26 protein-coding genes are annotated in these 21,439 nt (G+C 69.3%); 17 read left to right on the top strand and 9 right to left on the bottom strand.

Annotation, left to right across the window (positions count from 1 at the left end; all coding sequences use genetic code 11):
* The first annotated feature begins 38 nt into the window (after positions 1-38).
* The 4 genes from BLU81_RS15200 to BLU81_RS15185 are packed head-to-tail and all read left to right on the top strand — an operon-like array spanning position 39 to position 3,656.
* A complete protein-coding gene (locus BLU81_RS15200) occupies positions 39-1,238 on the top strand; it encodes a cytochrome P450 (RefSeq protein ID WP_231954554.1) in 1,200 nt (399 codons plus the stop codon).
* An 11-nt stretch (positions 1,239-1,249) separates the two neighbouring features.
* Positions 1,250-1,447, top strand: coding sequence for a ferredoxin (locus BLU81_RS15195; RefSeq protein WP_092557110.1), 198 nt, complete (start codon positions 1,250-1,252; stop codon positions 1,445-1,447).
* A gap of 59 nt (positions 1,448-1,506) precedes the next feature.
* Positions 1,507-2,838, top strand: coding sequence for an NAD(P)/FAD-dependent oxidoreductase (locus BLU81_RS15190; RefSeq protein ID WP_092545269.1), 1,332 nt, complete (start codon positions 1,507-1,509; stop codon positions 2,836-2,838).
* Positions 2,835-3,656, top strand: coding sequence for an SDR family oxidoreductase (locus BLU81_RS15185; protein WP_092545268.1), 822 nt, complete (start codon positions 2,835-2,837; stop codon positions 3,654-3,656). The genes BLU81_RS15190 and BLU81_RS15185 overlap by 4 nt, the downstream gene beginning before the upstream one ends.
* An 802-nt stretch (positions 3,657-4,458) precedes the next feature.
* On the opposite strand, the gene BLU81_RS15180 is transcribed toward BLU81_RS15185, so the two are convergent.
* Positions 4,459-5,610, bottom strand: coding sequence for a GDSL-type esterase/lipase family protein (locus tag BLU81_RS15180; RefSeq protein WP_157751591.1), 1,152 nt, complete (start codon positions 5,608-5,610; stop codon positions 4,459-4,461).
* A 152-nt stretch (positions 5,611-5,762) separates the two neighbouring features.
* Between BLU81_RS15180 and BLU81_RS15175 the strand changes: the two genes are divergently transcribed.
* On the top strand, positions 5,763-6,131 hold the full coding sequence (locus BLU81_RS15175) for a hypothetical protein (RefSeq protein WP_092545266.1): 369 nt from the start codon (positions 5,763-5,765) through the stop codon (positions 6,129-6,131).
* Between the two features lie 43 nt (positions 6,132-6,174).
* Positions 6,175-6,909: a hypothetical protein gene (locus tag BLU81_RS15170; protein WP_157751590.1), complete on the top strand. Its 735-nt coding sequence runs from the start codon at positions 6,175-6,177 to the stop codon at positions 6,907-6,909.
* 5 nt (positions 6,910-6,914) lie between these two features.
* Here the strand turns inward: BLU81_RS15170 and BLU81_RS15165 are convergent, their stop codons facing one another.
* Complete coding sequence (locus tag BLU81_RS15165) at positions 6,915-7,682, bottom strand: SDR family oxidoreductase (RefSeq protein ID WP_092545264.1); 768 nt, start codon at positions 7,680-7,682, stop codon at positions 6,915-6,917.
* Positions 7,683-7,759: 77 nt separating this feature from the next.
* On the opposite strand from BLU81_RS15165, the gene BLU81_RS15160 reads away from it, so the two are divergent.
* A complete protein-coding gene (locus BLU81_RS15160) occupies positions 7,760-8,386 on the top strand; it encodes a TetR/AcrR family transcriptional regulator (protein ID WP_092545263.1) in 627 nt (208 codons plus the stop codon).
* Here the strand turns inward: BLU81_RS15160 and BLU81_RS15155 are convergent.
* Together BLU81_RS15155 and BLU81_RS48290 are read right to left on the bottom strand one after the other, a co-directional pair.
* The gene (locus tag BLU81_RS15155) at positions 8,383-9,156 is read right to left on the bottom strand and encodes a PHP-associated domain-containing protein (RefSeq protein WP_172890556.1); all 774 of its coding nucleotides are present in this window, start codon (positions 9,154-9,156) and stop codon (positions 8,383-8,385) included. The two genes, BLU81_RS15160 and BLU81_RS15155, sit on opposite strands and share 4 nt — an antisense overlap.
* Before the next feature lie 64 nt (positions 9,157-9,220).
* Positions 9,221-10,057, bottom strand: a complete 837-nt coding sequence (locus BLU81_RS48290; protein ID WP_157751589.1) for an SGNH/GDSL hydrolase family protein — start codon at positions 10,055-10,057, stop codon at positions 9,221-9,223.
* A gap of 285 nt (positions 10,058-10,342) precedes the next feature.
* Here BLU81_RS48290 and BLU81_RS48285 point away from each other — a divergent pair, with 285 nt between their 5' ends.
* The 4 genes from BLU81_RS48285 (at position 10,343) to BLU81_RS48280 (ending at position 13,956) form a co-directional block, all read left to right on the top strand.
* The gene (locus tag BLU81_RS48285) at positions 10,343-10,711 is read left to right on the top strand and encodes a response regulator (protein ID WP_157751588.1); all 369 of its coding nucleotides are present in this window, start codon (positions 10,343-10,345) and stop codon (positions 10,709-10,711) included.
* Entirely contained in the window at positions 10,708-11,907 is a 1,200-nt protein-coding gene (locus BLU81_RS15145; RefSeq protein WP_092545260.1) for a sensor histidine kinase, read from the top strand. Before BLU81_RS48285 ends, BLU81_RS15145 begins: the two co-directional genes overlap by 4 nt.
* Before the next feature lie 25 nt (positions 11,908-11,932).
* On the top strand, positions 11,933-13,675 hold the full coding sequence (locus tag BLU81_RS15140; RefSeq protein ID WP_231954553.1) for a glycoside hydrolase family 35 protein: 1,743 nt from the start codon (positions 11,933-11,935) through the stop codon (positions 13,673-13,675).
* Positions 13,676-13,785: 110 nt separating this feature from the next.
* The gene (locus BLU81_RS48280) at positions 13,786-13,956 is read left to right on the top strand and encodes a hypothetical protein (RefSeq protein WP_157751587.1); all 171 of its coding nucleotides are present in this window, start codon (positions 13,786-13,788) and stop codon (positions 13,954-13,956) included.
* Between the two features lie 9 nt (positions 13,957-13,965).
* Here BLU81_RS48280 and BLU81_RS15135 read toward each other — a convergent pair whose 3' ends face one another.
* Positions 13,966-14,202 (bottom strand): hypothetical protein, encoded by a 237-nt coding sequence (locus BLU81_RS15135; RefSeq protein WP_092545259.1) that lies wholly within the window; start codon positions 14,200-14,202, stop codon positions 13,966-13,968.
* Between the two features lie 205 nt (positions 14,203-14,407).
* Between BLU81_RS15135 and BLU81_RS15130 the strand changes: the two genes are divergently transcribed.
* From BLU81_RS15130 to BLU81_RS15120, 3 genes are read left to right on the top strand one after another with little or no spacing between them, the layout of a single operon-like run.
* The gene (locus BLU81_RS15130) at positions 14,408-14,803 is read left to right on the top strand and encodes a hypothetical protein (protein ID WP_092545258.1); all 396 of its coding nucleotides are present in this window, start codon (positions 14,408-14,410) and stop codon (positions 14,801-14,803) included.
* Positions 14,797-15,030, top strand: a complete 234-nt coding sequence (locus BLU81_RS15125; protein WP_092545257.1) for a helix-turn-helix transcriptional regulator — start codon at positions 14,797-14,799, stop codon at positions 15,028-15,030. Before BLU81_RS15130 ends, BLU81_RS15125 begins: the two co-directional genes overlap by 7 nt.
* Positions 15,027-16,001 (top strand): NAD(P)-dependent alcohol dehydrogenase, encoded by a 975-nt coding sequence (locus BLU81_RS15120; RefSeq protein ID WP_092545256.1) that lies wholly within the window; start codon positions 15,027-15,029, stop codon positions 15,999-16,001. The genes BLU81_RS15125 and BLU81_RS15120 overlap by 4 nt, the downstream gene beginning before the upstream one ends.
* On the opposite strand, the gene BLU81_RS15115 is transcribed toward BLU81_RS15120, so the two are convergent.
* Complete coding sequence (locus BLU81_RS15115; RefSeq protein ID WP_157751586.1) at positions 15,988-16,869, bottom strand: hypothetical protein; 882 nt, start codon at positions 16,867-16,869, stop codon at positions 15,988-15,990. The two genes, BLU81_RS15120 and BLU81_RS15115, sit on opposite strands and share 14 nt — an antisense overlap.
* A 54-nt stretch (positions 16,870-16,923) precedes the next feature.
* Between BLU81_RS15115 and BLU81_RS48275 the strand changes: the two genes are divergently transcribed.
* Complete coding sequence (locus BLU81_RS48275) at positions 16,924-17,394, top strand: GNAT family N-acetyltransferase (protein ID WP_157751585.1); 471 nt, start codon at positions 16,924-16,926, stop codon at positions 17,392-17,394.
* Here the strand turns inward: BLU81_RS48275 and BLU81_RS15105 are convergent.
* Positions 17,364-17,888: a GNAT family N-acetyltransferase gene (locus tag BLU81_RS15105; protein ID WP_092545253.1), complete on the bottom strand. Its 525-nt coding sequence runs from the start codon at positions 17,886-17,888 to the stop codon at positions 17,364-17,366. The genes BLU81_RS48275 and BLU81_RS15105 overlap by 31 nt on opposite strands.
* 225 nt (positions 17,889-18,113) lie before the next feature.
* On the opposite strand from BLU81_RS15105, the gene BLU81_RS15100 reads away from it, so the two are divergent.
* The gene (locus BLU81_RS15100; RefSeq protein WP_157751584.1) at positions 18,114-18,536 is read left to right on the top strand and encodes an RDD family protein; all 423 of its coding nucleotides are present in this window, start codon (positions 18,114-18,116) and stop codon (positions 18,534-18,536) included.
* Positions 18,533-19,135, top strand: a complete 603-nt coding sequence (locus tag BLU81_RS15095; protein ID WP_092545251.1) for a GPP34 family phosphoprotein — start codon at positions 18,533-18,535, stop codon at positions 19,133-19,135. Before BLU81_RS15100 ends, BLU81_RS15095 begins: the two co-directional genes overlap by 4 nt.
* Before the next feature lie 25 nt (positions 19,136-19,160).
* Here the strand turns inward: BLU81_RS15095 and BLU81_RS15090 are convergent, their stop codons facing one another.
* The gene (locus tag BLU81_RS15090) at positions 19,161-19,823 is read right to left on the bottom strand and encodes a response regulator (RefSeq protein WP_231954552.1); all 663 of its coding nucleotides are present in this window, start codon (positions 19,821-19,823) and stop codon (positions 19,161-19,163) included.
* Between the two features lie 9 nt (positions 19,824-19,832).
* A complete protein-coding gene (locus tag BLU81_RS15085) occupies positions 19,833-21,407 on the bottom strand; it encodes a sensor histidine kinase (protein WP_231954778.1) in 1,575 nt (524 codons plus the stop codon).
* Positions 21,408-21,439 lie beyond the last annotated feature (32 nt).

Raw genomic sequence — 21,439 nt, 5'->3', positions numbered from 1 at the left:
TCCGGCTCACGTCAGTACACGTTGGTTGCATAGCGGGCATGTCTGACACTCCCTATTATCCGATGACACGCCAGGCCACCTGCCCGTTCGCTCCGGCAGCCGCGATCCGCGAGGCGGAACCCGTCAGCAAGGTGCGGATCTGGGACGGCAGCACACCCTGGCTCCTCACCCGGCACGCCGACCAGCGTGACCTGCTCAACGACCCGCGACTGAGCATCGACGAGAAGAAGCCCGGCTACCCGCACATGACCAAGTCGCGGGCCGCGATGGCGCCGCACATCCCGGAACTGATCGTCAACACCGATCCGCCGGAACACACCCGCCTGCGCCGTACGGTCAATGCGCCCTTCATGGTCAAACGGGTCGAAGCGCTGCGCCCGCAGATCCAGCGCGTCATCGACGGTCTGGTCGACCAGATGCTCGCCGGACCCAACCCCGCCGACCTGGTGCAGGCCATCGGACTGCCGGTGCCGACCCTGGTGATCACCGAGATCCTCGGCGTCCCCTACGAGGACCACGAGTTCTTCCAGGCCGCCAGCCGCCGCGCGATCAGCCACGACACCGACCCCGACGACGGCGAGCAAGCCGGTCAGGGTCTCGGCGAATACCTCGGCGCTCTCCTCGCCCGCAAGATCGAGGACCCGGCTGACGACGTGCTCTCCGAAATGGGCGTTCGTGTCAAAGCCGGCGAGATGACCTTCGCCGAAGCGGTCGTCATGGGCAGCGCCATCCTCATCGCCGGCCACGAGACCAGCGCCAGCATGATCTCCCTCGGCACGCTCGCCCTGCTCCGTAACCCCGCCGCCCTGGAACTGCTGCGCGACAACAGCGACGACCCGAAGTTCGTCGCCAACGCCGCCGAGGAACTGCTGCGTTACCTGACGATCGTGCACTCCGGCATCCGCCGCATCGCGGTCGAGGACATCGAACTGCACGGCACCACCATCAAAGCCGGTGACGGCGTCATCTTCGAACTCGCCGGCGCCAACTACGACCCCGCCGCGTTCCCCGAACCCGACCAGCTCGACCTGACCCGCCCGGCCCGCTCCCACCACGCCTTCGGTTACGGCGCCCACCAGTGCCTCGGCCAGTCGCTGGCCCGCGTCGAGCTGCAGGTCGTCTACTCCACCCTCTACCGCCGGATCCCCACACTCGCGCTCGCGGTGCCGTTCGAAGAGGTCGAGTTCGCCATGGAAGGCGTCGCCTACGGCCTCAAGTCACTGCCCGTCACCTGGTGAAGGAGAAGACGATGAAAGTAGAGTTCGACGAGCCCAAATGCGTGGCGGCCGGCCAGTGCGCGATGGTCGCCCCCGACGTCTTCGACCAGCGCGACGAGGACGGCGTGGCCATCCTGCTCGACGCCACCCCACCCGAGGACCAGCACGAGGCGGTACGTGAGGCCGCAGCGGTCTGCCCCGCGGCAGCGATCCGCCTGACCGACCAGTGACCCGCCCCACCCCCGGCGACCCATCGCCGCCCCGCTGTTCCTCTTCCAGCGCCGCGCCGTTGGAGCGGATCGTCATCGTCGGGGCGTCGGCGGCCGGGATCGTCGCCGCCGAAACCCTGCGCCGGGAAGGCTTCCCCGGTGTCATCACGATGATCGGCGAGGAGACCTCCCCGCCGTACGACCGTCCGCCGCTCTCCAAACAGATCCTCTCCTCGGACTGGGACGCCGACCGCTTGCTCCTGCGCACCCCGGAACAGTTCGCCGGCCTCGACCTGGACCTGCACCTGTCCACCAGAGCCACCGCCCTCGACACCCAGAACCGGGTGGTGCGGACCGCCGCCGGGCCGGCGCTGGGTTACGACGCGCTGATAATCGCCACCGGGGTACGCCCCCGAAAGCTCCCCGGCCACCCCGCTCACGTACTGCGAACCGTCGACGACGCCCTGCGCCTGCGCGAACGCCTCATCCCCGGCTGCCGCCTGGTCGTGGTCGGCGCTGGTTTCCTGGGCGCGGAGGCGACCGCCGTGGCCCGAAGCCTCGGCTGCGAGGTGACCCTGCTCGAACCGGCTCCCGTCCCGTTGGCGCACGCCGTCAGCGAGCCGATCGGCCGTATCCTGTCCGAAGCCCACCGCGAACACGGCGTCGACCTGCGAACGGGCGTCTCGGTAGCGGCCGTCACCGCCCAGGGCGTGACCCTGTCCGACGGCACGACGATCGAAGCCGACGAGGTCCTGGTAGCGATCGGCTCCCACCCCAACACCGAATGGCTGCAAGGAAGCGGCCTAACCCTGACCGACGGCATCCTCTGCGACCAGTACTGCGCCGCCATCCCCGCCGCCCTCACAGATCCCGCCTCGCCTGCCGCCGCCTCGCCTGCCGGCGGGGTCGTGGACCTCGCTGTGTACGCGGCTGGGGACGTGGCTCGCTGGTACAACCCGTTGTTCGGCGTCACCATGCGGATCGAACACCGGACCAACGCCGCCGAACAGGGCATGGCCGCTGCCCGCAACCTGCTCCATCCCGGCGCGGGCAAGCCGTTCACGCCGGTGCCGTACTTCTGGTCCGACCAGTACGACATGAAGATCCACGCCTACGGCTACCTCCGCGACCACGACCAGGTCGAGATCGTCGACGGTTCCCTCGCCGACCGGCGTTTCCTGGCCGTCTACCGCAAGAACGACCGTCTGGTCGGCGCCCTGGCGGTCGGCATGCCACCCAAGGCCCTACGCCCGTGGCGCCAGCACATCGCCTCCGCTGCCACGTGGACCGACGCCGTCCCAATGTCCGTTTCCCCGGGAGCCTCCACCTCCGTCCCCGTGTCCGGCAGCCCGACGGCCTCTTCCGGGCCGCCGGTGTCCCCGGTCGACACTCTCGTCAAGGAGTCCTCATGAGCCCTACCGATGTCGTGGTCGTCACCGGTGCCGGTGGTATGGGTGCGGCCGTCGCCCGCCGGATCGGCAGCGGGCGCACGGTGATCCTCGCCGACGCCTTCCCCGATCACCTCGATCGTGCCGTCAGCGCTCTGCGCGCCGAGGGATATGACGCCCGTGGCCAGGTCACCGACATCGCCGACCAGAAGTCGGTGAACGAACTGGCCGCCCTCGCCTCCGCTGAGGGCCGCCTGTCCGCGGTCGTGCACACCGCCGGAGTCTCAGCCGCGACATCGACCGTGCAGAAGATCATGGAGGTGGACCTGGCCGGTACCGCCTACCTGATCGCCGCCTTCGAACCCGTCGTCACCCGTGCGACATCGGTGGTCTGCGTAGCCAGCATGGCCGGGCACTATGCCCAGCTCAGCCCCGACGTCGAGCAAGCACTGGCGCTGACTCCCGCTGAAGAACTCCTGTCTCTCGAAGTGGTCACCGGTTTCGATGGCAACTCGGTCTCCGCCTACATCCTGGCCAAGCGTGCCAACCAGGTCCGGGTGCAGGCGGCAGCCCTGACCTACAACCGCCGAGGCGCCCGGATCAACACGATCAGCCCCGGAGTCGTCGCCACCCCGATGGCCCAGGCCGAACAGGAATCCTCGTCAGGCGACCACATGATGGCCATGCTCGACGCATGCGGTGCCGGCCGAACCGGAACCCCGGGTGAGGTAGCCGAGGCCGTAGCGTTCCTGACCGGCCCGGGTTCCCTCTACATAACCGGCACCGATCTCCTGATCGACGGCGGCCAGGCAGCCTGGCTCCGCCGCCACCGCCCCCAATAGCAGCACCCTGCCAACAGTTCGCGAAAGGGAAATGTCAGCGAACGGCAACGCTGGAGAACGGCGGCACTGTGGAACGGAAATGCCCGCGAGCGGAAATTCCTCCGGGAAACAGTAGTCGATCAGGAAAATCCCGGAGGTAAGGTCGAACAAGCTACTGAGAATATCCACCTCGCATAAGGTGTGACCGGACCTTCCGGTGGCGGGGGTTGGTTGAAACCGGTATGCCGACCCGGCTTATCGTGGTGCCGGGTCGGCGGTGCATGGATTCGATCAGGTGGTTGGTGGTCTGCTTTGGGAAGTTCGTGGCGGCCGTTGAGCGGTGGAGGGAAGGGTGCGCGCTTTCGGCGGGCGCGTGGCCGGCCTTGATCGACGCGGCTCGGAAGCCCGGAAAGCCGGGACCTGGGGCTGGGAGGTTGGGGATCGGGCCGTCGGGGTTTGGGGATTGGGGGCCTGTTCTGGTGTGCTGGCCTTCTGGCGGTCGCGTTTCTCCTGTAGGTATTTCAGGCGTTCGGCATGGCGGCGTTTCAAGCCCCAAGCGCGCCGTCTGGCGTGATCGCGGCGAAACTCTTCGCGGCCTGCCGAATGGTTGCGTGAGGCGGTCCGGTCGCGCATTTTGGAGATGTCGGATCGGCTGAATAAATGTATCTGTCCTCGCATGAGGAAAGTATCTCTCGCCGCCGTCCGGAACGCCCATGAGGTCGGTAATGTCGATCATGCGGAGAAGGTCACACCGAATGGCACGCTGGGATGTCACAAAACCCGGGAAAGGCCTTACAAGCTGATCAGAGGGTGGGGCCGGGGGTCAGGGGGACAGGAACGTGGCCAAGGCGTCGGCGGTGAAGGCGGCTCCCCGGTCGGTCACGTGTAGACGGTCGTTGTTGTAGAGGTGCAGGGTGTTGTCGGTGGTGGGGGAGAGCTGGCGGGCGGCCAGATCGAAGTACGCGACGGCGCTTGCGCCTCCGGGGCCGCCGGTGTCTTCGGCGGCGAGTTCCTGCCAGGCCTGAGTGAACAGGGCGAAGTCCTGGCGGGGACTGCCGGCGTTGACCCGTGGGGAGCCGTAGATGACGAACGACGGTGAGGTGTCGGTGGTCCTTCGTACCGCCGCAATGATGGTCTTGAAGTTGGTCTTCATCGTGGCGGCGGGGACGTTGATGCGCCAGTCGTTGACGCCCAGCTGCAGGATCACCAGGTGAGGCTGGATGCTGCGCAACCGGGGCGCCCACGACGACACGCCGTCGGCGAAGTCGCCGCTGGTCCGGCCGCCGTGGCCGCCGTTGTAGAGGCGGATGCCACGGTTCTCGTCGCCGTCGGAGGTGGCGAAACCGTGCAGGCTGACCGGGCCGGCCAGGCAGGTGACGACGATCGTGTGGGAACCTCGGGGGAGTGCCGGTGAGATCCAGCGCGCGTTCCGGTCGAGGGAGGCGGCTTCGGCGCCGATCGATGCGGCGTGGACCAGACCGTCGATGGTGACCGAGAAACTACCGCCGCCGGGTTGTGCCGAGAACCAGACTTCGACTCCGGTTCCCTGGAACGTGTAGGTGGCGTTCTGCCCGGCGGACTGGGTCAGCGATTTCAGGCCCCAGCCGGCCGACTTGACCCGTTCGCCGGTGGACTGGACCGGCCAGCCGTTGATCCCGGTCGTGCCCCAAGCCGCGACGTAATTGTCCCCGCCGACCGCCCCGGCCACCGGATGTGCGGTCCGCAGATTGTCGGCGAGCAGGTGTGGATAACCGCGCCCGTAAGCGCTGACCCCCACCCCTTCGCTGGTGGAGGAACCGAGGACCGCGACCACCGCGGGCGACCAGCGCCGACCGGCCAGAGCCGCATGCCAGGTGAGTAACGGCAGGTCAGCGCCGTTGGAGTCGGCCCGGGCGGACTCGGCGACGACCGCACCGACGGCGAGGCCTCCGGCGAGCAGGCCTCCGGCCCGGATGAGGGTACGGCGATCAGTCACGGCTCCCCCGAACCTGAGAATGCGGCCACCTAGCCGTCATGCTGGCACGCCACGTCCACAGCCGCCGAAGATGCGCCCTTACCGTCGAAGCCGATGCTGGCTCCGGGCCTGGACGCCCTGGACGCCCTGTTCGCCGCAATCGATGCGGCCATGTGATCGTTCGCCCAGCCAACGCGGTGCTGGTGGACGAGCGGAGTTTCGCCGCCGAATCCCTGTACCCCGGAAGCAGTTTGGCCGAAAACGTTCAGCGAGTGCTGCCGTCGAGCCGGGTCGTGAAAGCGCTCAGCACGATGCATGCGGGGCTGGTGGTGCGTACCGGAACGGGGTTGGATCTGCCGTCGGTCTTTCTGTTCGGAGACGAGACCGGGGCCAAGGAGCGGGCCCGGGAGCCGCGGCACATCGTCGACCTCGGGGCGCTGGCCACGGCGCGATGGGCGGACCAGTTCATTCTCGCCGTACGGCCGGTGGTCGAAGTGTTCGGTCCGGTCCCGTTCGGGTTGGCTGTCGTCCGTTCGAGGTAGCCGCTTTTGCCAGTGGGCCGGGCGGTCGGCTGTGCTCGTCGGCGTGAGGTTTCTCCGTACCGCCGCCGTCGTCGTCGTTTTCGCCCTGCCGTTCGGCATCGTGCCACCCGGCAAGACGGTGGAGGTTCGCTACCTCGGCTATCTCGCCGGGCCCGAACAGGTCACCGACAGCAGTGGCAGAGGGCTGCACGGGGAGGTCCGCACCGGCGGAGGTGGTGCCGTCACCTCGGTGCTCGACCCGGGCGGCAATCGGATCCTGCGGTTTCCGGGAGGCCACTGCACCAGCGCGCCGTGTCCGCAAGCGATCATTCGGCCGGCCGGTTCGGAAAGTCTCGGCGGGCGCGGGAAGTTCACGTTCGGTGCGGACATCCGCCTGACCGAGCCGGCACCGTTGGACGCGGGTATGAACGTGTTCCAGTTCGGGTCCGCCGGAGACGGCCACAGCCAGTGGAAACTGCAGGTGGACTCGGGGCGGCCGTCGTGCCGGTGGTCGGACGGGACCACGGTGGTGAAGCTCGACGCCGGGCGCCCGCTGACGGTCGGGCGGTGGTACCGGGTGACGTGCGCACGCCTGTCGCCGTCGCTGTTCCAACTCCGGATCCGTGACCCGCGCACCGAAGGCCAGGTGGCGGCGCCGGTGCAGAGCACCGCCCGGCTCGGCGACATCCTGCCGAAGGGCACGGTCCTGATCGGCGGCAAACGGATCAACCCGAATCGCTCCGACGTGGACACCGACCAGTTCCATGGCGACCTGGACGCCATCGAGTTCACCCGCTGACCGGTTCAGAGGTGCGCGCCGCCGGTGGCGTCGAGGTACTGGCCGGTGATCCAACGGGAGTCGTCGGAGGCGAGGAAGGCTACCGCGCCGGCGATGTCGGACGGCTGACCGACCCGGTTGACCGGGGAGAAGGATCCCCAGACGGCCAGCTGTTCCGGGTCGTCGCGCAGCCATCCGGCGTTGCTGTCGACATCGACGATTCCCGGGGCCACCGCGTTGACCGTGATGCCGCGCTCACCCAACTGTTTGGCGAGTGTGTGGCTGAGAGTGTTGATGGCCCCCTTGGTCAGCGAGTAGGTCACCAGCGCCGGAGATGCGATCCGGGTGACACCCGAGGAGATGTTGATGACCCGGCCGTTGTCGCGGAGCCGCTCGATGCCCTGCTGAAGGATGAAGAACGGGGCCTTGACGTTCACTGCGAAGATCCTGTCGAACTCGGCCTCGGTCGTACCGGCGAGATCGCTGGAGCCGGTGACACCGGCGTTGTTCACCAGGATGTCCAGACCGGGCTCGATGCCGATGCGGTGCAAGCCGGCGTCGAAGGCAGCCCACAACGCCCGCGCGTCGCCGGGAATGCCGAGTTCGGCGCCGACGGTGAACGCCTGCCCGCCGGACTGGGCGATGCGGGTGACGGTCTCTTCGGCGGCAGCTTTGTTCGTGCCGTAGTGGACGGCGACCAGAGCGCCGTCCGCTGCCAGCCGAGTGGCGATCTCCCGCCCGATACCGCGGCTTCCGCCGGTGACAAGGGCGATCTTCCCGTCGAGTTGCGTCATGACCTGGGTCCTCTTTCTATAACGATCACTACAGAAGCAATGCGGCAGAAGGTTAGCGATCGCTATAGAATGTGTCAATGAACGACGACAGCCCTCGCCGCCGAGGGCGCCCTCGTGCCTTCGATCGGGACTGGGCCCTGGCGGTCGCGATGCGGGAGTTCTGGCAACGCGGGTTCGAACCGGTTTCCGTTGCCGAGCTCACCGCCGCCATCGGCATCACGCCGCCGAGTCTCTATGCCGCCTTCGGTGACAAGAAGACCCTGTTCCGCGAGGTCGTCGACCGTTATCAGCGGACGCACGGCGCGTTTTTCGCCGCGGCGCTGGACGCGGAGCCCTCCGCGCGTGCAGGCGTCGCGCGTGCCCTGCGCGCCGCGGCCGTCGAATACACCAGCCCCGGCCGGCCCGCCGGCTGCCTGGTCATCAGCGCGGCGGTCAACTGCACGACCGGCTCGGCCGACATCGTCACCCTGCTGCGTGAGCAACGTGCCGCGAACACGACCGCGCTGCGGGACCGCATCGAAGCCGACGTGTCAGCCGGAACGCTCCCCGCCGGTACGGACAGCGCAGGCCTGGCGGCACTCACCGGCGCCGTCCTGCAAGGCATGTCGCAACAGGCGCGCGACGGGATGAACACCACCGAGCTGCTCGCCGTCGCCGACGCCGCGATGCGTGCGTGGCCCCCCGGTGAGGCGGCGGACGGCTAGCGGAACAGCGGATTGGTGAGAGCTGCCATGTGTCCGCCGGGGTGGCGGACCTCCACCCGGACATACGGCCAAGGGCCGGCGGACCACTCCAGCACGCCGTCACCCGACTCCGGCAGCACCTCGCGAAGGACCTGGCCACGGTCGGTGTGGACGGTCACCGCGCCGGACGGGACCCCGGTCACCCGTACCGACGAGGGGGTGAAGGTCAGGTCTGTGTCGGCGGAGCCGGCGATCCAGCAGGCGCCGGTGCGGATGGCGGTCAGGACTGCGGAAGCGGTCAGGTCGGGGGCCTGGATCACCAGCTGTGGGGTGCCGATCTGGCCGGGCAGATGCGTGTCGCTGTTGCCGATCGCCGGAATCCGGCGGCCCTGGCGCAGTTCGTGGTCCCAGGCGGCGAGGGCGGCCTCGTTGTCGGCGTTCCACGGCAGGTCGGAACTCCATCGGCCGTTCCACACCTCGATCGCGTGGAAACCGTCGAAGGAGCGGCGGAAAGTGCCGGTGGGGTACGGGGCGAACGGATGCGCCACCACGCGCAGGTCATCGGGCGCAGAGCCGAGAGACAGCCAGTGCCCGTCCGGAGTGAGCACTTCCTGACCGGGAATGACCAGCATGCCGGTCCAGTCGGCCAGGTCGGCGGGGGCATCGTGTTCGGTGACGGCCAGGAAGTCGAGCCCGGCGGCGCGCGCCTCCGCGACCACCTCGGCGGGTGTCATCTCGCCGCCGTGGGACTTCAGGGAGTGCACGTGACAGTCGCCGCGGAAGGATCTCATCGGCCCGAAAATACGCTGCCCCGGCACCGAACGGCGGGGCCGGGGGCACAGCGACGGGCAACGGTCAGGCGCGGTCGGCGAGGCCGGAACCGGCGACCACCGGCAGGTAACCGCGGGCGTGGCCGGTCGCGGTCGGGTGCAGCGCGGTGTTGTCGCGCAGGCCCGCGATGCCGACGAGCCACGGGCGGGGGCTGCACAGGGCATGTCCGGCGAACTCCTGGTCGATGTCGACGAAGCGGACCCGGTGGCGAGCCGCGGCGGCGGCGATGGCGCTGTTCAGGCGGGTGACCACCTGGTTGGCGCGGATCCGCAGGCGGGCGCTGACCGGCACGGACGGGCAGGTGCGGGTCTTCGCGAACGGCAGCGGGTAGCCGGTGACTACCACGCGGGCGTCGGGGGCGGCGGTGGTGACGGCGCGGATCATCCGGCTGAGGTCGTGGGGGAGGACCTTGGCGATCTTGCGGTCGACGGCGACGTTGCCGCGGCGGCAGGCGACGGCGGCGGCGGTGTCGAGACAGGCCGCGAGGACCTGACGGAACCGCAGGTCGTTGGCACCGGCGGTGATGGTGACGAGGCCGGTCTTCGCGGTCAGCGCGGTGGCCTGGCGGATGACGTCGGCGGTGGTCGCGCCGGTGCAGGCCGCGTTGCGGAAGGCCAGGGTGCCGTGCGCCTCGCGGGCCAGCAGGGCCGGGTAGGCGGCGGCGGTCCGGCCGCAGTCGTCGCGGGTGGCTGTGGAGCCGAAACCGGCGGCGTACGAGTCGCCGAGAGCAACGTACTGCAGGGGTGCGGGGGCGATCGACACGGCGACGGCGGTGGCCGGTGCGGCCCAGCCGGTGGCGGTCATCGCCACGGTGGCGCAGACCGCCACCACGCGGCGGAAGATCGCGGCAGGATACGACATGTGAGTCTCCGGGGGGAGGCGCAAAAATGGACAGGCAGCACGATACCCCGCTATAGCACCTAAAGCGCCCAAGCTGGACCCGGCGACAAGCGCGGTACCGGAGGCGCGGAGATCGAGGCCGCCGGTGGTCCCGGCCGTCAGACCAGCGACATTCGGCCGTACGCCGGGCGGGTCACGACGAAGCCGAGGAGCCGGTGAGATCCGCCCGGCCACTCGGACGGGTGACGACGGGCGCGGCGCTGACGGCAGCCTCAAGTTCGCGGTCCGGCCGCCGACATGTGCGGCGTGATACGTGTACTGGTGGTCGACGACGAACCGGACGTCCGTGACCTGATCGTGCGCTGGCTGCGCCGGGACGGCCATGACGTACTGGCCAGTGGTAGTGGCGCGGGGGCCCTGGCCGCGGTCGAGCAGCACGGCATGCCGGACGTGGCACTGCTCGACGTGGCGATGCCGGGCATGGACGGCATCACGCTGCTGACTGAACTGCGCCGCCGGGATCCGGGGCTGGCCGCGATGTTCGTGACCGCCCTGTGGACACCCGCCGACATGAACCGGATCCGCGAGACCGGAGCCGATCACCTCGCCAAGCCGTTCACCGTCACCGTTCTCGGGCACGCCGTCCGCCGGCTCGCGCCGGGAGCCGGGCAATGACCGTCGGTATGTTGCTGGCCGGCTTCTCGTTCGGGTACGCCGTCGCGGCCTACCGGGCCCGGCGTGTCGCCGCCGACCGGGACGACACCCTGATGCGCGCCATCGTCGACGCGATGGCCGAGGGCCTGGCGGTCGTCGACTCCAGCGGCCGGGTGGTGCTGCGCAACCCGGCCGCGGCCCAGTTGCTCGGCGGCCAGACCAGCCCCGGCGACCAGATCACCGACAGCTCCCACTACGGGCTGTTCCACCTCGACGGGACCCCGCTGCCGGACGAGGATCAGCCGTACGCCCGGGTGATGGCCGGTCAGGCGGTCGAGCGGATGGACATGCTCGTCCGTAACCCCGGCATCCCGGAGGGCCGGGTGATCAGCGTGACCGCCACCGCGGTGTCCCGGTCGATCGGCGGGCGCGACGCCGCGGTCATCGTCTTCCACGACGTCACCGCCGAGCGCCGCCAGCGCGACGAACTGTCCGCCTTCGCCGGGGTCGTCGCCCATGACCTGCTCAACCCGCTCACCACCGTGGAAGGCTGGACCGACACCGCCGCCGACATCCTCGACGACCCGGAACCCCGGATCGACCTGGCCCGGGACGGCCTCGGCCGGGTCACTCGCGCCGCCGGCCGGATGCGGGGGCTGATCAACGACCTGCTCGCCTACACCACCAGCCGGGACGGCGACATCGCCCCGGTGCCGGTGAACCTCACCGAGCTGGTCGGCGACATCGCCGCCGCGCGCACCGACGCCGCGGTGGCCGCCGGCACGCCGGTGCCCGAGTTCACCGTCGGCCCACTCGGTGACGTGCGCGCCGACCGGGTGCTGACCCGTCAACTGCTGGACAATCTGATCGGCAACGCGGTCAAGTACACCGCACCGGGCGTGGTGCCGCGGCTGACCGTCACCGGCGCGCTGCGGGACGGCTCGGTCGAGGTCACCGTCGCCGACAACGGCATCGGTATCCCGGCCGGTCAGCACGCCGCCATCTTCGGCAACTTCCACCGCGCCCACCGCGACGCGGGTTACACCGGGACCGGTCTGGGCCTGGCGATCTGCAAGCGGATCGTGGAACGCCACGGTGGTGTGATCGCCGCCGCCGACAATCCCGGTGGTGGCTCCCGGTTCACGTTCACGCTGCCGGGTTCCGGAACCGGTGCCGAAGCCGACAAATTCGTTGCGGCAGCCGGTATGTTTACGTAAACATCCGGCGGTGAAAGGGCTGCACGTGCTCGAGACAGCAGGCGACGACTTCCGCTGGCGGGGTCAACCATTCCGGATCGTGGCCGGCGCCATGCATTACTTCCGGATCCACCCCGAGCAGTGGGCCGACCGCATCGACAAGGCGCGGCTGCTGGGCCTCAACACCATCGACGTGTACGTGCCGTGGAACGCCCACCAGCCACAACCCGGACAGTTCCACCTCGACGGCATCCTCGACCTGCCCCGTTACCTGACGCTCATCGCCGAGGCCGGGCTGAAGGTGCTGTTCCGCCCCGGCCCTTACATCTGCGCCGAATGGGACGGCGGCGGCCTGCCCGCCTGGCTCACCTCCGACCCGTCGGTGCGGCTGCGCACCAGCGACCCGGCATACCTGTCCGCCGTCGACGCCTGGTTCGACCAGTTGATCCCGGTCATCGAGCCGTTCCTGGCACACAACGGCGGCCCGATCATCGCCGTGCAGGTGGAGAACGAGTACGGCGCGTTCGGTGACGACCAGCAGTACCTGCAGCACATCGTCGACGGGTACCGCCGCCGCGGCATCACCGAACTGCTGTTCACCTGCGACCAGGCCGACGACGAGATGCTCAAGCGTGGCGGCCTCGACGGGATCCTGCGGACCGGCACGTTCGGCGGCAAGGTCGACACCGCGCTGGCCGCCCTGCGCCGGGTCCAGCCGACCGGGCCGCTGATGTGCGCCGAGTTCTGGAACGGCTGGTTCGACCACTGGGGCGGCCCGCACCACACCCGCGACGCCCAGAACGCCGCCGACGACCTCGCGACGCTGCTCGCCGCCGGGGGATCGGTCAGCCTCTACATGTTCCACGGGGGCACGAACTTCGGGTTCACCAGCGGGGCCAACCTCAAATACGCCTACGAGCCGACCATCACGTCGTACGACTACGACGCCCCACTGGCCGAGAACGGCGACATCACCCTCAAGTACCGGCTGATGCGCTCGGCCATCGCCCGGTTCGCGCCGGTCCCCGACGAGCCGCTGCCCAGCCCCGCCGCCACGGTCGGGCACCCCGGCATCGTGCTCGACACCGCGGTCAGCCTGCTCGACGTGGGAGACCCCGCGGTCTCGTCCGGCACGCCGCTGACGATGGAGGCACTCGGTCAGGCGTCCGGTTTCGTGGTGTACGAGGCCGTGATCCCGGAAGCCGGGCCCACGGTGCTGACGCTCACCTCGTACGCCGATCGTGCTCAGATCCTCCTCGACGGTGTCCCGGCCGGCCTGCTGGAACGGTCGAGACACGAACACTCCCTGCCGGTTGTCGTGCCCCGGCCCGGCGCGGCGCTGACCCTGGTCGTGGAGAACGCCGGCCGGGTCAACTACGGCCCCGGCATGTTCGACCCGAAAGGCCTGCTCGGCCCGGTACTGGCCGACGGCGTGGAACTGACCGGCTGGACCCAGACCGCCGTGCCGCTCGACGACGTCTCCGGCCTGCCGTTCGCCCCGCCGGCCACCCGCCTGCCGATCGGCCCGACGCTGCGCCACGGCGAGTTCACCCTCGACACCGTCGCCGACTCCTACCTGTCACTGCCGGGCTGGGAGCGCGGCGCGGCCTGGATCAACGGCTTCCCGCTGGGACGCTTCGCAGCCCGAGGACCACAGCGGACCTTGTACGTCCCGGCCCCGGTCCTGAAGGCCGGTGTCAACGAGATCGTGGTGCTGGAACTGCAGGCTGCCGCCTCCGCCACCGTCGACCTGCTCCCCGCCCCGGACCTGGGCGTCGTCGCCGACTGAGCCATGCCGCCGGACCGCACCGGACGGGCGGTCCGGCGACCCTGGCCCGATCCACCGCTCATTGCTTGTCACCTCTGCCGAGCGATCCCGGCCGGGGTTGAGGTGAAGTGGTGTTCAGGTTGCAGGACGGGCGGATGGCTGTGGGGTATGAGGGCTGGGCGGCGCTGGAACGGCAGACGACCGTGGAGATCACTCAGTGCGCTCGCGCCGATCGACACCGCGTCGGCGGTGATCAGCGTCAGGACGGCCACCTGGTGAAACACGCCCTTGAACGCCGGTGAGGCCCGGGCTCACCGGGAGTCGGAGCTCATCACACCGAACAGGACGACCGCGACCGCCAGGGTCAGGAGCACGACGAAGCGGGCGAGAGCGAACGACGCGCTGCTCGCCTTCTTCCGTGCGCCGGACACGTCGGTGGCCTTGGCCTTCTGATGGGCCTCGCGCGCGCTCTTGTTGCCGTCGATCAGGCGAGCCAGTCGCATGCCCACGAACAGAGTGATGACCGCGCCGAGGATGAATCCGCCCATCCATGCCTCCCGCTGAAAGTCTTCGGCTGCATCGAGGTGATCAGCGTCGCGGCCAGGGCAGATGTCTGTCAACGCGGATCCCGTCATGATCCGGCTTTCAAAGCATGATCGATGGATCTGATTTTTGGGTGTAAAAGTTTCTGTACATCAAGTCAAGTATTCGCTACCTTGGTGGTGTCAAAGATTTTGTACATCGGGGGTTCTCGTGACGCATTGGGAGAGACGGGCCTGGGTCCGGCTCGTGGTGGCCGTGATCGGCTACGCCGCGTACCTGATCATGGTGCTCAGCGGTCTGCCCTATCGGGGCGCGCTCCTGTGGACCGTCGGCGGGGCGATCGTCATGTCGATCGTGGCGGAAGCGGTGATCAACTCGCGGGGGTCCCGGCTCAACGACGACCGCGACCGGGAGATCGGCCGGCTCGGCGACCACGTCGGGCAGTCGTTCGTGGTGATCGGGGCGGTCGCGGCGATGCTGATGGCGATGGCCGGCTGGGACCGGTTCTGGATCGCCAACGCCATCTACCTGGGCTTTGTGCTTTCCGCGATCCTCGGCGGCGTCACCAAGGTCGTCGTCTACCGCCGGAGCATGCCCGAATGGTGAAGCCCACGAAGGTCGTCAACAGCATCCGCACCCTCCGGTTCACCCACGGCGAGATGACCCAGGCCGACCTCGCCGACCGGATCGGCGTCACCCGGCAGACCCTGATCGCCATCGAGCAGAGCCGCTACTCACCGTCACTGGAGACAGCGTTCCGCATCGCCCGCGTGTTCGGCGTCCCTCTTGACGACGTCTTTCAATACCCCGCTCTCGCCGAGGAGGACAAATGAAAGCCATGACCAGGCGTACGTACGGAGAAGCTGACGTCCTCGAATCGAGCATCGTGGACCCACCGGCGGTGGCCGACGACGAGGTGCTCATCGAAGTCCGGGCCGCAGCCGTCGACCCCGGCGTGTGGATCTTCATGACCGGCCGTCCGTGGGCGGTTCGACTCGCTTCCGGTATCCGCCGCCCTCGAATTCCGATCCTAGGACTGGACGTGGCCGGTGTGATCTCCGCGGTCGGCGCCCGGATCACCCGCTTCCGCGCCGGAGACGAGGTCTACGGCACCTGCCGGTCCGGCTCGTTCGCCGAGTTCGCCACCGCTCGCGAGACTCAGCTCGCCATCAAGCCGTCCGGCATCTCGTTCGCCCAGGCCGCGGCTACTCCCGTGTCCGGCGTGACCGCGCTGACCAGCATCCGCACCGCCGGTGTGCGGCCCGGCCACCACGTGCTGATCACCGGAGCGGGCGGCGGAGTCGGCTCGTTCGCGGTCCAGCTGGCCAAAGCCCGCGGCGCGACCGTGACCGGCGTCTGCAGCACGTCGAAGGCGGACCTGGTCCGCTCGCTCGGCGCCGACGCGGTGATCGACTACACGGCCGAAGAGATAGACAAGGACGGCGCCGTGTACGACGTGATCCTGGACCTGGCCGGCAGCCGCCCCCTGTCATTGTTGCGCCGAGCCGCGAAGCCCCGGGCAACCATCGCCCTGGTCGGCGGCGGCCACACGAAAGGCCGCGTGATGGGCGGTTTCCACCGCCAGATGGCCGCCCCGCTGATAGCCCCGTTCCTGTCACAGAAGCTGAAGGGCGTGACCTCTTTCGTACGCGTACCCGAACTCGAAGAACTGACCCGCCACATCGAGTCAGGCACCCTGACCCCCACCGTAGGAGCCACATACCCCCTGGCCGAAGCCGCCGAAGCCCTCCGCGACCACACCACCAGCCGTTCCCCCGGAAAGATAGCCATCACCGTCCCGTGACACCGGCGTCTTTCCCATAGCCGTGCCGCATCCGGAATTTCATCGGCCCGGTTCCGGTCGCCGTCACGTGCGCTATCAAGGCCGACTTCAGTGAATCCGGAATGTCGGCCTCCCATTCCAGGGCGGTGAACAGCTCCGCGGCGCCGTCGAGCTGACTCGCTGTCAGCGGTGCCGACGCCAGCGCTCGGAAGATCGCCTCGGTAGGCTCCGTCAGTAACATGCGCTGGGGTGCCTGTTCGTACCAAGGCGTTCCGCCAGTGCTGGTCTCGTAGCGTGCTGGGAAGCCGGCCCACCCGGCCAGAACCCGAATCCGCTCCACCGGGTCGGCGAACCGTCGATACACGAGGTCCACCAGATGCTCCTCGGCGCCGTCCTCCCGGCGCGACACCGCCTCCGTGACTGCGGTGAGATCCGGCGGCGCGACCTCGACCCATGACGCACGGCGCAGCTCTTCCTCGGCCGCATACCTGGCCAGCAGGAGTTGGATCTCGCGTGATCGGACCAACCCCCGGTCGGCCAGCCAGTCGGTCAGCGCCGCTCCGTCACGCAGCTCCGCGTCGGAGTTCCCGACACTCCGGAGCATCGTCTGGTGGTGCAGCGACCAGTGAGTGATCTGCCGCCCGGTCGCGTCCCGCAGCAGGATCGTCGGAAACCCCGGACACCTGCAGTGGTCACCGGTCCCGCCGTCCACGATGGCCAGCATCCGCCCGAGCTCCTTGATCTCCTCCCCGGAGATCGCGATTCGGGGAGCGTCCGGCTGGCTGTCGAGGTCGTATCCGTCTGTCTCGATGATCTGCACTTCAGCTGCCTGGGCGAGCATCTGCTCTATCAACGCGTTGGTCGGATTCCGATCATCTTCATCGATCACGACGGCGAGGGTACCGTCCGGTTATGGGGTCCGGACTCGGATATCATCTCCGTTGTGCTGCGTCCCCTCGTGCCGGCCGACGCCGCGGTCATCGGGCGGTGGGCGGCGGATCCCGAGTTCGTCCGCGCGGCGGAGTGGACGCCACGGTCCATCGGCGAGTACGAACGTCACCACCGGAAGATCATTCAGTCGCCTCCGCCGGGTCTCATTCGCCTCGGGGTCCTAGTCGACGGTGAACTGGCCGGATACGTGGACCTTCACGGGGAGGACCAGAACCACCGGGAGCTGGGATTTCTGATCGGCGGGCGCGACCGGTGGGGTCGCGGGCTCGGCCTGCAGGCTGCCGGGGCGGCGCTTGAGTACGGCTTCACGGTGCTGAACCTTCGGGAGATCCGGGCCGAGGCTTCCGAGACCAACCACCGGTCGATCCGGATTCTGACGCGTCTGGGATTCCGGCGGCTCGGCGGCGCGCCGAACGCCCGCTTCGTAGTGGATCAGCTTGCGGTTCGCAGGGCCCGGCGGTAGCGGATCTCGAAGAGTGGGAAGCCGCGGGAGTCGTCTGTCTTCGTCGTGCCGTCGGGGATCCAGCCGCCGGCTTCGTAGAAGCGCCGGGCACGTTCATTGGTCGCCAGGACCCACAATGTGCTCTCGCGATAGCCGGCCTCCGCCAGCCGGCGAAGCCCTGCCTCCATCAGCAGGCGCCCGGCGCCGAGGCCCCAGAAAGCGGACAGCAGGTACAAGCCCTGGACCTCACCCACCTGCCGCGGATCGGCATCGGAGTCACGGCTCGACGAGACGCGGATGAAACCGATGACACCCGGGCTGCCGGAATCGGCCACCAGCGTGACCGCCGCTCCGGGATCGTGCAGGATCTGCCGCCAGCGGTCCCGGCGCCGGCCCGGGTCCATCTGGTCCAGATAGTGCTGAGGGATCTGCCCCTGGTAGGCCTGCCGCCAGGCGGTCACGTGAACGTCGGCGAGCACGCCGGCATCGTCGACGGTCGCCTCCCGGAGGATCACCGGGCGGCTCGACGGTGTCGCATCTGAATCCCCCGGCTCGTGATCGCTCGGGTGTCGACCCTACCCAGTGGCCGTGTCATCCGGTCGGATGACACGGCGGCCCGCGAGGACACCACTTCCTGCCGACGCGCAGGCCGGGCGGGTCTTGCGAATCTTGACGCAGTCGGCCGGACGCCGATTCGACACTCTGCTGTGGAGTGGCGTCACGAACTGCGGGAGACCTCGATGAATTACACACCCTGGGCCATCCGGGCCGGCACCAACACCGTGGACGGGATCGTCGCCGTCCCCCTGTTGGTGGCTGGCGAATTCATCGACACGCCGGGCGCCCCGCGCCTGATCGCGGTGGCCGCGGGAGTCCTCTCGATGGTGCTGTTCGCCTACAACCGCTGGTACCTGGCCGGCCGGACGGGTCAGAGCTGGGGCCGCAAATTGTTCGGTGTCCGGCTGGTGGGCGACCGCACCGGCCGGCCCGTCGGAGTGGGCCGGGCCGCCCTTCGCGACGTGGCCCACTCCCTCGACGTCGCGGTCTGCTACCTCGGCTACCTACTACCGCTGGTCGCCGCCAAGCGCCAGACGATCGCCGACATGGTCTGCCGTACCGTCGTGGTCAGCGACCTGCCGGAGCGGGCGGAGAGCCGGGCATGATCACGACGCTGAGGGAGACACTCTTCCTGCTCGCGCATCACTCGTCCGGCCGGTCGCGGATACCGAACTTCGTCCTCGAGGCCGGGCTGGCCGCCGCCGCCCTGATGGAGCTGCGCCACCTCGGCACCCTGGAAGTGGCCGACGACGGCCACGTGGCGGTCTGCCGTACGGCCCCCAGCGGCGACCCTCTGCTCGACCGGCTTCTCCACCAGTTGACCACCGGGCCGCCGCGCCGGCCCCATGAGCTTCTGCCGGCCTGCGGCGGTGACGTCCGGCAATCGGTGCTGGCCGGGCTCGCCGCACACGGTCGCTGCCGGCTCGATCCCGGCGGGCACGTCGTCGCGGTGGAAGCCGCCGGTCTCCGCGACGATGCCCGCAGCGCGATCCGGCACGACGTACACAGCGGTGTGGCCTCTGACTTGGGTGCACTGCTGTGGGCGACGGAACTGGGCGGGTACGTGCTGGGCCCGGCCGCGCTCGCCACCCGGCTGTGGCTCGGCCGTCAGTCGGCGGCCGACCCTCTCGCGCTGGCGGTGCGCCAGGCCTTCCCGCTTCCGGCCGCCGCGTTCCGGATCAACGGCAGCCCCGGTGCTGTTTAGATTCTGGCTGGTGGATCGAACCTGGTCAGTTCTGGGACAGGCCGGACTGGTGCACCAGCCGTGCGGCCTGCACCCGGTTGTCGCACTCCAGCTTGGCGAAGAGCCGGCTGACGTACGTCTTCACGGTCGCCTCGGTGATCCACAACTGCTCGCTGATGGCGGCGTTCGACAGGCCCTGGGCGAGCAGCAGAAGCACCTCGCGTTCCCGGTCGCTGAGGGTGGCGAGCCGTGCGGCGGCGGCGGTCACCCCGGGTGACGTGGCTGCTGGCAGCCGGTCGAGGACCTGCCGGGTGATCGACGGGGTCAGGAACGCCTCACCCGCGGCGGTAGCCCGGATCGCCCGAGCGAGATCGTCGGCCGCCGAATCCTTGAGCAGGAAACCGGCTGCTCCCACGGCGAGGGCCTCCGACACGTACCGGGCCTCGCCGAAGGTCGTCAGGATGATCACCGCGGTGGCCGGGGCGGTCCGGCGGATCTCCCGCAGCGCGGCCAGCCCGTCCATCACCGGCATCTGGATGTCGAGCAACGCCACCCGCGGCCGGTGCCGGACGGTCAGATCGACGGCTTCCCGGCCGTTCACCGCCTCGGCGACGACCTCCACATCAGGCAGTGGCGCCAGGATGAGGCCCAGCCCGGCACGCACGAGCCCGTCGTCGTCGGCGATGAGCACCCGGATCGGTTCGGTCACCGCACCACTCTAGGCATCGGGCTCGTAGAAGAACTGCTTGGCCGTCAGCACCCCACCGGCGAAACAGAACCGGTAGTGCAGATCGCCGGGGTGTTCGTCGTTCAACTTCTCGATCAGCGACCCCATGTAGTCGACACAGGTGGTGCCGGCCGGGATCGCACCGCCGCCGGTGGCGTCCGCGGTCGCCGCCTCCGGGTCCGGCAGACAGTTCCGCACGGCCTTCTCGCCCTGGCCGATCGTGGCCGCGTCGTAGGTCTCCCGATCGACGGTGATCACCGTCTCGCCGAGGATCACCGTGCCCGCACACAGTCCGACCACCCCGGCGATGCCGACGCCCAAGGCGATGAACCCGGCCCGGGACCTCCGCTCGGTCTGGTACATCTGCTGGGTGAAGTCCCCGGGAGGCGGGGCCGGAGCGGGCGAGGCCTGTCCCTCGTAGGGCAGCATCGCGGCGATCCGGAAGCGGCCGTCCGGGGTACGGCCGTGATACAGCGCGCCGCCGGCCAGGCGGATCCGTTCGCCGAGCCCGATCAGCCCCTGACCGGTGGTGGGCCCGTCGTGCGGCAGCCCGGGATCGTTGACGACTTCGGCGATCACCGCATCCGGTTCGTACCGCAGGGCCACCCGGATCGCCCCGCCCCGAGCGTGGCGCAGGGCGTTGGTGACACCCTCCTTGATCACCCGGTAGGCGGCGTGTTCGACCATCGGCGCCAGCGTCCGGGGCTCGCCGTCGCGGTTCAGCGTGACCTCGGTGCCCGCCGACCGGGCCCGGACGATCAGGTCGTCCAGGCTGCTCAACGGCTGGGCGACGCCCTGGTCCTCGTCGTTCTGCTCGCTGTTCTCCTCGTGCAGGATGCCGAGGATCTGCCGCAACTCGCCCATGGCCGCGGCGGACGTCGTACGCAGAAGCCCGATCGTCTTCTCCCGTTGCGTCTCGTCGGCGGCGGCGAGAGTGCCGGTGTAGAGCGAGATCAGGGTCAGCTGGTGTCCCAGCGAGTCGTGCAGGTCGCGGGCGATCCGGGTACGTTCCCGCTCGCGGGCTTGACGGGCCACCGCGGCCTGCTCGTCGTAGAGCTGCACGTTACGCGTGTGCATCGCGGTCACCAGCCTCCGGCGACGGCCGACGATCCAGGCCACCACGGCCGGCAGCACCGCGAAGATCAGATAGTCGCCGACCAGGATCGCCAGCGACCCGAGGTCGAACGCGCCCGTGTACAGCAGGGTCGCGCCGAGGCACGGCACTCCGAAGGCGAAGGCTGCCACGGTTCGCCCGAGCCGGGTCATCCGGTATCCGGCGGCGATGCCCATCACCACCATGACGACCGGGTTCTGCCCGCCGGTCACCACGCTGATGAGAGTCCCGGCGGCGAACGCGCCCGCCGGGTACACCAACCGCAGCGGCACCAGGACCAGCGTGCCGGCGGCCACCACGACGGTGAGCGCGGTGGTCGCCGTCTCGACGGACAGGGCCGGCAGGGTGGAGATCACGCCGACCAGCAGTGCGAGACTGATCTCGTACGTGAGGCGGGCCGGTCCGGCGCCCCGGACCGCCGCCCACCAGCGGTCATGGACGGCTCGAATCATCACGCCCCCAGATTGCCAGGCGCCGGTGCCGC

Origin of the sequence: Actinoplanes derwentensis (assembly GCF_900104725.1) — a bacterium.
GTDB lineage: Bacteria > Actinomycetota > Actinomycetes > Mycobacteriales > Micromonosporaceae > Actinoplanes > Actinoplanes derwentensis.
The sequence above is the reverse complement of the archived record's forward strand: the minus strand, read 5'-3'. Positions and strand labels throughout refer to the sequence as shown.